General features: G+C 60.7%; 13 protein-coding genes. All 13 read left to right on the top strand.

Annotation, left to right across the window (positions count from 1 at the left end; all coding sequences use genetic code 11):
* Window positions 1-32: 32 nt before the first annotated feature.
* The 13 genes from E4P01_RS04420 (at window position 33) to fliJ (ending at window position 12857) form a co-directional block, all read left to right on the top strand.
* Entirely contained in the window at window positions 33-380 is a 348-nt protein-coding gene (locus E4P01_RS04420) for a flagellar protein FlaG (RefSeq protein WP_078821974.1), read from the top strand.
* A gap of 83 nt (window positions 381-463) precedes the next feature.
* Complete coding sequence (fliD, locus tag E4P01_RS04415; RefSeq protein ID WP_005790092.1) at window positions 464-1831, top strand: flagellar filament capping protein FliD; 1368 nt, start codon at window positions 464-466, stop codon at window positions 1829-1831.
* A gap of 128 nt (window positions 1832-1959) precedes the next feature.
* On the top strand, window positions 1960-2349 hold the full coding sequence (gene fliS / locus E4P01_RS04410; RefSeq protein WP_005790090.1) for a flagellar export chaperone FliS: 390 nt from the start codon (window positions 1960-1962) through the stop codon (window positions 2347-2349).
* A gap of 25 nt (window positions 2350-2374) precedes the next feature.
* Entirely contained in the window at window positions 2375-2671 is a 297-nt protein-coding gene (locus tag E4P01_RS04405; RefSeq protein WP_014719354.1) for a hypothetical protein, read from the top strand.
* Window positions 2672-2840: 169 nt separating this feature from the next.
* Window positions 2841-4313, top strand: coding sequence for a sigma-54 dependent transcriptional regulator (locus E4P01_RS04400; RefSeq protein WP_078821973.1), 1473 nt, complete (start codon window positions 2841-2843; stop codon window positions 4311-4313).
* A 110-nt stretch (window positions 4314-4423) separates the two neighbouring features.
* Window positions 4424-5635 carry an ATP-binding protein gene (locus tag E4P01_RS04395; RefSeq protein ID WP_005790086.1) on the top strand — a complete coding sequence of 404 codons (1212 nt, stop codon included), beginning with the start codon at window positions 4424-4426 and terminating at the stop codon, window positions 5633-5635.
* A gap of 7 nt (window positions 5636-5642) precedes the next feature.
* On the top strand, window positions 5643-7019 hold the full coding sequence (locus E4P01_RS04390; protein ID WP_032880060.1) for a sigma-54 dependent transcriptional regulator: 1377 nt from the start codon (window positions 5643-5645) through the stop codon (window positions 7017-7019).
* A gap of 131 nt (window positions 7020-7150) precedes the next feature.
* On the top strand, window positions 7151-7480 hold the full coding sequence (fliE, locus tag E4P01_RS04385; RefSeq protein WP_005790083.1) for a flagellar hook-basal body complex protein FliE: 330 nt from the start codon (window positions 7151-7153) through the stop codon (window positions 7478-7480).
* A gap of 16 nt (window positions 7481-7496) precedes the next feature.
* Window positions 7497-9272 (top strand): flagellar basal-body MS-ring/collar protein FliF, encoded by a 1776-nt coding sequence (fliF, locus tag E4P01_RS04380; RefSeq protein WP_032880061.1) that lies wholly within the window; start codon window positions 7497-7499, stop codon window positions 9270-9272.
* Window positions 9265-10281 (top strand): flagellar motor switch protein FliG, encoded by a 1017-nt coding sequence (gene fliG, locus E4P01_RS04375; protein WP_003192957.1) that lies wholly within the window; start codon window positions 9265-9267, stop codon window positions 10279-10281. The genes fliF and fliG overlap by 8 nt, the downstream gene beginning before the upstream one ends.
* Window positions 10282-10291: 10 nt before the next feature.
* A complete protein-coding gene (fliH, locus tag E4P01_RS04370) occupies window positions 10292-11056 on the top strand; it encodes a flagellar assembly protein FliH (RefSeq protein ID WP_032880062.1) in 765 nt (254 codons plus the stop codon).
* Window positions 11046-12404 carry a flagellar protein export ATPase FliI gene (gene fliI, locus E4P01_RS04365; protein ID WP_248129905.1) on the top strand — a complete coding sequence of 453 codons (1359 nt, stop codon included), beginning with the start codon at window positions 11046-11048 and terminating at the stop codon, window positions 12402-12404. Before fliH ends, fliI begins: the two co-directional genes overlap by 11 nt.
* Window positions 12405-12407: 3 nt before the next feature.
* Window positions 12408-12857: a flagellar export protein FliJ gene (gene fliJ, locus E4P01_RS04360; RefSeq protein ID WP_216091909.1), complete on the top strand. Its 450-nt coding sequence runs from the start codon at window positions 12408-12410 to the stop codon at window positions 12855-12857.
* The last annotated feature ends 111 nt before the right edge of the window (window positions 12858-12968 follow it).

The raw sequence follows: 12968 nt of genomic DNA, 5'->3' as shown, positions 1-12968 counted from the left end.
CCCTTCCGTTTTTTCAGTTTGGAGGTGGTGACATGGACATGAGCATCAAGCTGACCTCGTCTTACCCCGCAGCCACGGCTTCGGCCAACCTTGGCGCAGTGGTGACCCAGGCCAAGCCTGTGGCCAGCAATGAGCCGATCAAGAGTGAAGAGCCTCAGCGCGTGGCGCTGGAGAAGGCCGTTACCGATATGCGTGAGTTTGTGCAGGCTTCACAGCGCAACCTGGATTTTTCCATCGATGACTCTACCGGCAAGGTAGTGGTCAAGGTGATCGCCACCGACAGTGGCGAAGTGATTCGACAGATTCCATCGGAGACCGCGCTGAAATTGGCGCAGAACCTGAGCGATGCCGGCAGCCTGTTGTTTGATAGCAAGGCTTGAGTTGGCACGAAACATGTTTCTGATTGCGGTCTAGGCGTTTAAGCGCCAAAAAAACGGCCGCCGCAGGACAAGGAGAATGAAAAATGGCTAGTTCAACGATTTCCGGCCCTGGTTCGGGCTACGACACGCAAGCTATCGTCAAGGCGTTGGTGGGGGCTGAACAAGCGCCTAAACAACAGCAGATCACCAACGAGCAGAAAACTGCCACCGTCCAGTTGTCGGCAGTTGGTTCGATCAAGACGGCGTTGGAGGCCTATCAGGCGGCGATCACCAAGTTGAATAACCCCTCCGCGTTCAATGGGTTGGCGGCAAGTTCTTCGGAAGAGAAAAACGCCAAGGTGACGTTGGGTGACGGAGCATCCAGTGGCAAGTACGTGTTGCAAGTCGATAACCTGGCAACCGCTTCAAAAGTTACCACTGCGGTGAATGCTGAGGGTGCCTCGGGCAAGGCCAACACTACAGACGAAGACCAGACGCTGACCATCAACCAGTCGGGTAAAAGCTTCGATGTGGTGATTCCAGGTGGCGCGACCCTGCAACAGGTGCGAGAGTCAATCAATACCCAGCTCTCGTCGCAGGGTATCAGTGCCAACGTATTGAGCGACTCCAATGGTGCGCGACTGGTACTGACCTCGACCAATATGGGCGAAGGCACCGACATCACCCTCAGCGGTGATTCGCAACTGGCCAGCGGGTATGACAAAGGCACGCCGCCGACCAACGCCAAGTACTCCATCGACGGCATTGCAATGTCATCCAGCAGCAACAAAATCACGTCGGCGATCAGTGGCGTCACGTTGGAGCTGTTGGACACCATTGATGTGAAAAAACCGACGACCATTACCGTGGCCAGTAACACTGACACGTTGAAAACCTCGGTACAGTCCTTCGTCAGTGCGTACAACACGCTGATGACCGCCATCAATACCCAGACCAAAGTTACTGCAACCGGTGACGCGTCGACTACCACTGCCGGTGCGTTGACCGGCGATGCATCAATGCGTCAATTGGTGAACAGCCTGCGCTCCGAACTGGTCAGCGGCTCCGGCGCGGGCACCATGACCAGCCTGGCCCAGATGGGTATCACCACCGATCAGAAAACCGGCCTGCTGAGCCTGGATGACAAGACGTGGGACAAGGCGGTAGTCAAAGGCGCTGGCGATATTGCCAAGCTGTTCACCGGCGACACTGGTTTGATCACGCGCATGAACAAGGCGACGAAGAGCTACGTGGGCACCACCGGCACCCTGGCAACCCGGGCGACGGATCTCAACAACAAGTTGACCGACTTGACCAAAGAGACGGCCGACCTGACACGACGTATGGACGCCTTGCAAAAATCCCTGACCGCCAAGTACACGGCCATGGACACCATGATCGCGCAGATCAACGCCAGCAGCTCCAGCATCCTGACCACCCTCAACTCGCTGAACAATCCGAAATCGAACTGATGGGCGGCGCGCTTTCAGGCCCTGATTCAGGGCCTTGGCGTATGGTTGGGAATTAAAGTTTTCGTCGCCACGGTCGAAAAACTGGTTAAGCAAACCTATTCGATTGTCGCCAGTTACGAGGTAGCAACATGAACCCGATGAGAGCCCTTCGCCAATACCAGAAGGTCAGTTCCCATGCCCAGGTCTCCGAAGCCAGCCCGCACCGCCTGGTGCAGATGCTGATGGAAGGAGGCCTTGATCGCATGGCGCAGGCCAAGGGCGCATTGAACCGTGGGGATATTGCCCAGAAAGGGCTGATGCTGGGCAAGGCGATTGAAATTATCTCTGGCCTGCGTGACGGCCTGGAGCCAGAAAAGGCCGAAGATCCGGCAGCAGTGCACCAGTTGGACGCCTTGTATGGCTATATGAGCAATCGTTTGGTCGAGGCCAACCAGGTGAATGACGCCGAGATAATCGACGAAGTCGCCCGCCTGCTGATCACCGTCAAGACTGGCTGGGATGCCATCGCTCCACAATAAGGCCGATCGCCTTGAGGGACACATCATGAGCCATGCACTGCAACGCATCGACGAAACCCGCGAAGCCCTTCTCGGCGCGCTGGCTGAGCGCAATTGGGAAGCCGTGGGCGAGTTGGACCTGGGTTGCCGCGCGGTGATTGATGAGGTGCTCAGCGAAGCGCCGGTGGACGAGGGCGCCTTGCGCGAGAAACTGGAAAGCCTGTTGGTGGTGTATCAGCAGTTGCTGGAGGTCACGACCGGCGAGCGCCAGGCGATTTTCGAAGAGATGTCGCAGATCAACCAAGCGAAAAATGCGTCAAAGGTTTACCATCTCTTCGGTTGAACGGGCGCAGTTAATCCGCACGGCGCGTCATATATTTGACTGTGCCAGCATTTTTGACTTAACTAGTGCTGTTTTCAGATTTCAGACGTCTAGTAGGTAACAAATCTTACAGGCGTCTTGATTGCCCTCATTCCGGGGCAGGAAGTTTTACTAGGGAAGTTGCTATTGCATGTGGCGTGAAACCAAAATTCTGCTGATCGATGACGATAGCGTCCGCCGCCGCGATTTAGCGGTGATTTTAAATTTTCTCGGTGAAGAAAATTTACCCTGCGCCAGCCACGATTGGCAGCAGGCAGTTAGCTCTTTGTCGTCGAGCCGTGAAGTCATTTGTGTGTTGATCGGGACGGTAAACGCTCCTGGCGCAGTTCTGGGCCTGTTAAAGACACTGTCAACCTGGGATGAGTTCCTTCCAGTGTTGCTGATGGGCGATATTTCTTCCGTGGACCTGCCGGAAGACCAGCGCCGCCGCGTGCTTTCCACCCTGGAAATGCCGCCCAGCTACAGCAAATTGCTCGATTCGCTGCACCGCGCCCAGGTCTATCGCGAGATGTACGACCAGGCCCGCGAACGTGGCCGTCACCGTGAACCCAACCTGTTTCGCAGCCTCGTCGGCACCAGCCGGGCGATCCAGCACGTGCGTCAGATGATGCAGCAAGTGGCCGACACCGACGCCAGCGTGCTGATCCTCGGCGAGTCGGGCACCGGCAAGGAAGTGGTCGCACGTAACCTGCACTATCACTCCAAGCGTCGCGACGGGCCTTTTGTGCCGGTCAACTGCGGGGCGATCCCGGCAGAGCTGCTGGAAAGCGAGCTGTTCGGCCACGAGAAGGGCGCCTTTACCGGGGCGATCACCAGCCGTGCCGGGCGTTTCGAGCTGGCCAATGGCGGCACGCTGTTCCTTGATGAAATCGGCGACATGCCGTTGCCGATGCAGGTCAAGTTGCTGCGCGTATTGCAGGAGCGCACCTTTGAGCGCGTGGGCAGCAACAAGACCCAGAGCGTGGACGTGCGCATCATTGCCGCCACCCACAAGAACCTCGAAAGCATGATCGAGGTCGGCAGCTTCCGCGAAGACCTGTACTACCGCCTCAACGTATTCCCCATCGAGATGGCCCCGCTGCGCGAGCGCGTGGAAGACATTCCGTTGCTGATGAACGAGCTGATCTCGCGCATGGAGCACGAAAAACGCGGCTCCATTCGTTTCAACTCCGCTGCGATCATGTCCCTGTGCCGCCACGGCTGGCCGGGTAACGTGCGTGAGCTGGCCAACCTGGTGGAACGCATGGCGATCATGCATCCGTACGGGGTGATCGGCGTGGTCGAGCTGCCGAAGAAATTCCGCTACGTCGATGATGAAGATGAGCAGATGGACAGCCTGCGCAGTGACATGGAAGAGCGCGTGGCCATCAACGGTCATACCCCGGACTTCGGTGCCACCGCCATGCTGCCGCCCGAAGGTCTTGACCTCAAGGACTACCTCGGCAACCTGGAACAAGGGTTGATCCAGCAGGCCCTGGACGATGCGCATGGCATCGTTGCCCGCGCCGCCGAGCGTCTGCGCATCCGTCGCACCACCCTGGTGGAGAAGATGCGCAAGTACGGTATGAGCCGCAAAGAAGGTGATGAACAGGCGGATGATTGACGCCTGTTTTTCAACTAGCTGATTTATAGGTAGATTTTTTTCGGCACGGGTATTGCTACAGCCCTCGCAACGTTCCGTTTAACTGACGGTCAGCCAAGCGAGAGAGCATCATGCCCCACGCCGCCCAACTATCTTCGGCCCCTGCCATCCAGGGGCTGGTTTCGCCTGTAGAACCGCCGACCCGCCAGGGCCTGGAACAAGCGTTCTCGCAGTTCAACCAGATGTCGAGCCAACTGACCGACTCCTACAGTCTGCTTGAGGCGCGGGTGTCCGAGCTTAAAGGCGAGCTGGCGGTGGTCAGCGCCCAGCGCATGCAAGAGCTGGCGGAAAAAGAACGCCTGGCCAACCGTCTGCAAAATCTTCTGGACCTGTTGCCCGGTGGCGTGATCGTCATCGACGACCAGGGCCGTGTGCGCGAAGCCAACCCGGCGGCCTGCGACCTGCTGGGCCTGCCGCTGGAGGGCGAGCTGTGGCGCCATGTCATCACCCGCTGCTTTGCGCCGCGAGAAGACGACGGCCACGAAGTCTCCCTCAAGGACGGACGCCGCCTGTCTATCGCCACTCGCTCCCTGGATGCCGAGCCAGGCCAATTGGTGCTGCTCAATGACCTGACGCAAACCCGTCACCTGCAAGACCAGTTGGCCCGTCATGAGCGGCTGTCGTCGTTGGGCAGGATGGTCGCCTCGTTGGCGCATCAGATCCGCACGCCCTTGTCGGCGGCGTTGATCTACGCCAGTCATTTGACTGATGAGCAATTGCCTGTAGCCACTCAGCAACGATTTGCCGGGCGCCTCAAGGAGCGCTTGCATGAATTGGAGCACCAGGTGCGCGACATGCTGGTGTTTGCCCGCGGCGAATTGCCGCTGACCGACCGTGTCACGCCTGCCGGGTTGATGCAGGCCTTGCAAGCAGCGGCGGCGACCCATGTACAGGGCGCCAACCTGCGTTGGCAATGTGACAGCCACCAAGGCGAGTTGCTGTGCAACCGCGACACCCTGGTCGGCGCCTTGCTCAACCTGATCGAAAACGCCACTCAGGCCAGCGGCCCGGATGCACGCCTCAAAGTGCACCTCTACGCCCGCGAACAAACCCTGCGCCTGTGTATCAGCGACAGCGGCAGCGGCATCGACCCCCAGGTGCTGCAGCGCCTGGGCGAGCCGTTTTTTACCACCAAGACCAACGGCACTGGCCTGGGCCTGACCGTGGTCAAGGCAGTGGCACGCGCCCATCAGGGAGAATTGCAGTTGCGCTCCCGGTTGGGGCGCGGCACCTGTGCATTGATGACCTTGCCGCTGTTTTCCAGCGCGGCGAGCGCGGAGTAAAAGGATTATGGCTATCAAGGTTTTATTGGTGGAAGACGATCGCGCCCTGCGTGAAGCATTGGCTGACACGCTGCTGTTGGCGGGCCATGACTACCGGGCGGTCGGCTCTGCCGAGGAGGCCTTGGCGGCGGTCGAGCAGGAAGCCTTCAGCCTGGTGGTCAGCGATGTGAACATGCCCGGCATGGACGGCCACCAGTTGCTCGGCCTGCTGCGTGCGCGCCAGCCGCAGTTGCCGGTGCTGCTGATGACTGCCCATGGCGCCGTGGAGCGGGCGGTGGACGCCATGCGCCAGGGTGCGGCGGATTACCTGGTCAAACCGTTCGAGCCCAAGGCGTTGATCGAGCTGGTCGCCCGACATGCCCTGGGTGTGATGTCGGCGGGCGAGGGTGACGGCCCGATAGCCTTTGAACCGGCCAGCGCGCAATTGCTGGAACTGGCAGCGCGGGTGGCGCGCAGTGATTCCACTGTGCTGATTTCCGGCGAATCCGGCACCGGTAAAGAAGTGTTGGCACGCTACATCCACCAGCAGTCCAGCCGTGCCCAGCAACCGTTCATTGCGATCAACTGTGCGGCGATCCCCGACAACATGCTCGAAGCGACGTTGTTCGGCCATGAAAAGGGCTCGTTCACCGGCGCCATCGCGGCCCAGGCCGGCAAGTTCGAACAGGCCGACGGCGGTACCATCCTGCTCGACGAAATCTCGGAAATGCCCCTGGGCCTGCAAGCCAAGTTGCTGCGTGTGTTGCAGGAGCGTGAAGTGGAGCGCGTGGGGGCACGCAAGCCGATCCAGCTGGATATCCGCGTGGTTGCCACCACCAACCGCGACCTGGCCGGCGAAGTGGCAGCGGGGCGCTTCCGTGAAGACCTGTTCTACCGGCTGTCGGTGTTCCCGCTGGCCTGGCGCCCTTTGCGCGAGCGCCCGGCGGATATCATCCCCTTGGCTGAGCGCCTGCTGAACAACCACGTCAAAAAAATGAAGCATGCCCAGGCGCGGTTATCGCCGCAGGCTCAGGCGTGCCTGGTCAGCTATCCGTGGCCGGGCAACGTGCGCGAGCTGGACAATGCCATCCAGCGCGCGCTGATTTTGCAGCAGGGCGGGTTGATCCAGCCCCAGGATTTTTGCCTGGCCATGGGCAATGGTGCTGCGCCGTTGCCCAGCCTGGCGCCAGCGCCGGTGGTTGCCGAGGCAGAATCGGCCGGTGCCCTGGGCGATGACCTGCGCCGCCGTGAATTCCAGATGATCATCGACACCTTGCGCGCTGAGCGTGGCCGCCGCAAAGAAGCGGCCGAGCGCCTCGGCATCAGCCCGCGCACCTTGCGCTACAAGCTGGCGCAGATGCGCGATGCTGGTATGGATGTGGAAGCTTATCTTTTCGCCACATGACCGGTAACAAGTTCTACAAGCTTTGTCGCCTTTTCTTACGAGTTGCTCCAGAGCTGGCACCCTTGTTGCTACCACCCCTAGTAACCGCTGCGTAGTGTCAAAAAATTGCGGGTCGTCGGAGAGAGAAGGTCATGAGCCAGGGTATTGAGTTCAATCGGTTGATGTTGGATATGCGCGCCATGCAAATGGATGCCATGGCTCAACCGAAATCCGTCGCGCCAGCGCCGGAATTGGGCCAAAGCAGTTTTGCCGACATGCTCGGTCAGGCAATCAATAAAGTCAGTGATACCCAACAGGCCTCCAGCCAGTTGGCAACGGCGTTCGAGATCGGTAAAAGCGGCGTGGACCTCACCGATGTGATGGTCGCCTCGCAAAAGGCCAGTGTGTCCTTCCAGGCCTTGACTCAAGTGCGTAACAAGCTGGTTCAGGCTTATCAAGACATCATGCAGATGCCGGTTTAAGGACGAGATTTAAGTCATGGCAGAAGCACTCTCCGACAACCTCCCCGCCAAGGCAGACGGCAAGCCGCCGTTGTTTGGCCTGTCGTTCCTGGAAAACCTCTCGCAAATGACCATGCTGCGTCAGGTGGGCCTGATGGTCGGCCTGGCGGCCAGCGTGGCGATTGGTTTTGCCGTGGTGTTGTGGTCGCAACAACCCGATTACCGCCCACTGTACGGCAGCCTGTCGGGCATGGATTCCAAGCAGATCATGGAAACCCTCGCCGCTGCCGACATCGCTTACACCGTGGAGCCCAACTCCGGCGCCTTGCTGGTCAAGTCTGATGACGTGGCCCGTGCACGGATGAAACTGGCCGCCGCTGGCGTGGCGCCGTCCGACAGCAATATCGGTTTCGAGATTCTCGACAAGGACCAGGGCCTGGGCACCAGCCAGTTCATGGAAGCCACCCGTTATCGCCGTGGCCTGGAAGGCGAACTGGCGCGCACCATCTCCAGCCTGAATAACGTCAAGGGTGCCCGTGTGCACCTGGCGATTCCGAAAAGCTCGGTGTTCGTGCGTGATGAACGCAAGCCCAGCGCTTCGGTACTGGTCGAACTGTTTGCCGGCCGCTCCCTGGAGCCTGGCCAGGTGCTGGCGATCGTCAACCTGGTGGCCACCAGCGTTCCCGAATTGAGCAAGTCGCAAATCACCGTGGTCGATCAGAAGGGCAACCTGCTCTCCGACATGGCCGAAAACTCCGCGCTGACCCAGGCCGGCAAGCAATTCGACTACAGCCGCCGCATGGAAAGCATGCTCACCCAGCGCGTGCACAACATCCTGCAACCGGTGCTGGGCAACGACCGCTACAAGGCTGAAGTGTCCGCCGACGTAGACTTCAGCGCTGTCGAATCGACCTCCGAACAGTTCAACCCTGACCAGCCGGCGCTGCGCAGCGAGCAGTCCACCAGCGAGCAGCGCACCGCCGCCAATGGCCCGCAAGGTGTGCCGGGGGCCTTGAGCAACCAGCCACCGTCGGCCGCCTCGGCACCGCAGACCACTGGCGGCGCCGCTGCCACTGCTGGCGCGATCCAGCCTGGCCAGCCGCTGCTGGATGCCAACGGCCAGCAGATCATGGACCCGGCCACCGGCCAGCCGATGCTCGCACCGTACCCGGCGGACAAGCGTAACCAGTCCACCAAGAACTTCGAACTCGATCGCTCTATCAGCCACACCAAGCAGCAACAGGGCAAGATCAATCGCCTGTCGGTGTCGGTGGTGGTCGATGACCAGGTCAAGGTCAACCCAGCCGATGGCGCCGTGACCCGTGCGCCCTGGACCGCCGACGAATTGGCGCGCTTCACCCGCCTGGTACAGGACGCCGTCGGTTTCGACGCCAGCCGTGGCGACAGCGTCAGTGTGATCAACATGCCGTTCTCCGCCGAGCGCGCTGAAGTGATCAGCGACCCTGCGTTCTACACCCAGCCGTGGTTCTGGGACATCGTCAAGCAAGTGCTGGGGGTGTTGTTCATCCTGGTGCTGGTGTTCGGCGTGCTGCGCCCGGTGCTCAACAACATCACCGGCGGCGGCAAGAAACAGCTTGCGCTCGCAGGTGGCGACGTCGAGTTGGGTGGCATGGGCGGCCTGGATGGCGAACTGGCCAACGACCGCGTCAGCCTTGGCGGCCCGCAAAGCATCCTGTTGCCAAGCCCGAGCGAAGGCTATGACGCTCAGTTGAACGCAATCAAGAGTCTGGTGGCAGAAGACCCGGGCCGTGTGGCCCAGGTCGTGAAAGAGTGGATTAACGCTGATGAATGATCGAGCCGCTGTGGCCAAGCTCTCTCGGGTCGACAAAGCCGCCGTGTTGCTGCTGTCCCTGGGTGAAACCGACGCTGCCCAAGTGCTGCGCCACATGGGCCCCAAAGAGGTCCAGCGTGTCGGCGTGGCGATGGCGCAGATGCGCAACGTGCACCGCGAGCAAGTCGAGCAGGTGATGAGCGAGTTCGTCGAGATCGTCGGCGACCAGACCAGCCTGGGCGTCGGCTCCGACAGCTACATTCGCAAGATGCTCACCTCGGCGCTGGGCGAAGACAAGGCCAACGGCCTGATCGACCGCATCCTGCTGGGCGGCAACACCAGTGGCCTGGACAGCCTCAAGTGGATGGAACCACGTGCGGTCGCCGACGTGATCCGCTACGAACACCCGCAGATCCAGGCGATCGTTGTGGCTTACCTGGACCCGGACCAGGCCGGTGAAGTGCTTGGCCACTTCGACCACAAAGTGCGCCTGGACATCATCCTGCGCGTGTCGTCGCTCAACACCGTACAACCGGCGGCCCTCAAGGAACTCAACACGATTCTGGAGAAGCAGTTCTCCGGCAACTCGAATGCCTCGCGCACCACCCTGGGTGGCATCAAGCGCGCGGCCGACATCATGAACTTCCTCGACAGCTCGGTCGAAGGCCAGTTGATGGACTCGATCCGCGAGATCGACGACACCCTGTCCGGTCAGATCGAAGACCTGATGTTCGTCTTCAACAACCTTGCCGATGTCGACGACCGTGGCATCCAGGCGCTGTTGCGTGAAGTCTCCTCCGACGTGTTGGTGCTGGCCCTCAAGGGCTCGGACGAAAACGTCAAAGAGAAAATCTTCAAGAACATGTCCAAGCGTGCGTCCGAACTGTTGCGCGACGACCTGGAAGCCAAGGGCCCGGTGCGCGTCAGCGATGTGGAAACCGCGCAGAAGGAAATCCTCACCATTGCCCGCCGTATGGCCGAAGCCGGAGAAATCGTTCTCGGCGGGAAGGGCGGCGAAGAAATGATCTAAGGCGCCTTGCATGTCGAACAAAGATGAGACGCCCAGCGATCTGATTCGCGCGCGGGATGTCGGCGGGTTCGACATCTGGTCGTTGCCCAGCTTCGACCCCCATGTGCCGGAGCCCGAGCCTGAGCCGGTCGAAGAGCTTCCGGTGGAAATGGAAGAAGTGCCGCTGGATGAAGTCCAGCCACTGACCCTCGAAGAGCTTGAAGCCATCCGCCAGGAAGCCTACAACGAAGGCTTTGCGGCGGGTGAGAAAGACGGTTTTCGCAGCACCACCCTCAAGGTCCGCCAGGAAGCCGAGGCAGCGCTGGGCACCCAGCTGGCCAGCCTGGAACGCCTGATGGGCAACCTGTTCGACCCGATTGCCGAGCAGGACACCCAACTGGAAAAATCCATGGTCGACCTGGTGCAGCACATTGCCCGCCAGGTGATCCAGCGTGAACTGGTGCTGGACTCCAGCCAGATCGAAAGCGTGATGCGTGAAGCTCTCAAGTTGCTGCCCCTGGGCGTCGGCAATGTGCGGCTGTACATCAACCCCCAGGATTTCGAGCAGGTCAAAGCCTTGCGCGAGCGCCATGAAGAAACCTGGCGCATCGTCGAGGACGCTTCGTTGCAACCCGGTGGGTGCCGTGTCGAAACCGAACACAGCCGCATCGATGCCACGGTGGAAACCCGCATCAGCCAGATCATGGCCAAATTGTTGGATCAACTGCATGAGCAAGCCCTGCATCCGGCAGCGCCTGACGTGAGCGTTGACCTGGACGCTCCCGATGCGCCTTGATCGCACCAGCTTTGCCAAGCGCCTGAGCAGCTACGCCGAGGCAACCGAATTGCCCGGCCAGCCGATCCTTGAAGGGCGCTTGTTGCGCATGGTTGGCCTGACCCTTGAAGCCGAGGGCTTGCGCGCCGCCATGGGCAGCCGCTGCCTGGTGATCAATGACGACAGCTACCACCCGGTGCAGGTCGAAGCCGAGGTGATGGGTTTTTCCGGCAACAAGATTTTCCTGATGCCGGTGGGCAGCCTGGCCGGTATTGCCCCGGGTGCTCGCGTGGTGCCGCTGGCCGACACGGGCCGCCTGCCCATGGGCATGAGTATGCTCGGCCGCGTACTCGACGGCGCCGGGCGTGCGCTGGATGGCAAGGGCGGCATGAAGGCCGAAGACTGGGTGCCGATGGACGGCCCCACCATCAACCCGCTCAACCGCAACCCCATCAGCGTGCCGCTGGATGTGGGCATTCGCAGCATCAACGGTTTATTGACGGTCGGCCGCGGCCAGCGCCTGGGCCTGTTCGCCGGTACCGGCGTGGGTAAGTCGGTGTTGCTGGGCATGATGACGCGCTTTACCGAGGCCGACATCATCGTGGTCGGGCTGATCGGTGAGCGGGGCCGTGAGGTCAAGGAGTTCATCGAGCACAGTCTCGGTGAAGAAGGGCTCAAGCGCTCGGTGGTGGTAGCGTCGCCTGCGGACGATGCGCCACTGATGCGCCTGCGCGAAGCCATGTACTGCACACGCATCGCCGAGTATTTCCGTGACAAGGGCAAGAATGTGCTGCTGCTGATGGATTCGCTCACGCGTTTCGCCCAGGCCCAGCGGGAAATCGCCTTGGCCATTGGTGAGCCACCGGCCACCAAAGGCTATCCGCCGTCGGTGTTCGCCAAACTGCCCAAGCTGGTGGAGCGCGCCGGTAATGCCGAGGCCGGCGGTGGCTCGATCACTGCGTTTTATACCGTGTTGTCCGAAGGCGACGACCAGCAAGATCCGATTGCCGACTCGGCGCGGGGCGTGCTCGACGGCCACATTGTGCTGTCGCGACGCCTGGCAGAAGAAGGGCACTACCCGGCCATCGACATCGAAGCGTCCATCAGCCGGGTGATGCCGGCGGTGGTCACCCCTGAGCATATGGCCCGTGCGCAGCAGTTCAAGCAACTGTGGTCGCGTTACCAGCAGAGCCGCGACCTGATCAGCGTCGGCGCCTATGTGGCCGGCGGCGATCGCGACACCGACCTGGCCATTGCCTTGCAACCACAGCTGGTGAACTACCTGCGCCAGGGCCTCAATGACAAGATCAGCATGGGCGAAAGCGAAGCGCATCTGCAGTCCATCTTCGCCCCCGCGCCAGGCGGTTAAGCCATGGCCAACAGCCGCGCCGCGCGCCTGGCCCCGGTGGTGGAAATGGCCGAAAAGGCCGAGAAAACCGCCGTGCAACGCCTGGGTTACTTTCAAGGCCAGGTGCGCCTGGCAGAGAGCAAGCTGGGCGACCTGGAGCGCTTTCGCCTGGAATACCAACAACAGTGGATCGAGCGCGGCAGCAAGGGCGTGTCGGGCCAGTGGTTGATGGGTTATCAGGGCTTTCTCAATCAGCTTGAAACAGCCGTGGGCCAACAGCGCCAGAGCCTGGAATGGCACCAGAACAACCTCGATAAAGCCCGGGAAAGCTGGCAGCAGGCGTTTGCCCGCGTGGAAGGTTTGCGCAAGCTGGTGCAGCGCTATATCGACGAAGCGCGGGCGATTGAAGATAAGCGCGAGCAAAAGCTGCTTGATGAATTGTCCCAACGCCTGCCCCGCCAGGAACAATTCTAACTAACGACGCAGGGTAAATGTGGGAGCAAGCCCCTCCCACATTTGATTCGATGTGTTGCTCAGATCCGGTTCGCCTGCTAAACCTTGTTGCACAGTGCCAATGACAAGGAA

This window comes from Pseudomonas sp. NCIMB 10586 (assembly GCF_023127895.1).
GTDB lineage: Bacteria > Pseudomonadota > Gammaproteobacteria > Pseudomonadales > Pseudomonadaceae > Aquipseudomonas > Aquipseudomonas synxantha_A.
Note: the sequence above shows the minus strand (reverse complement) of the source record. Positions and strands in the feature narration are given on the sequence as shown.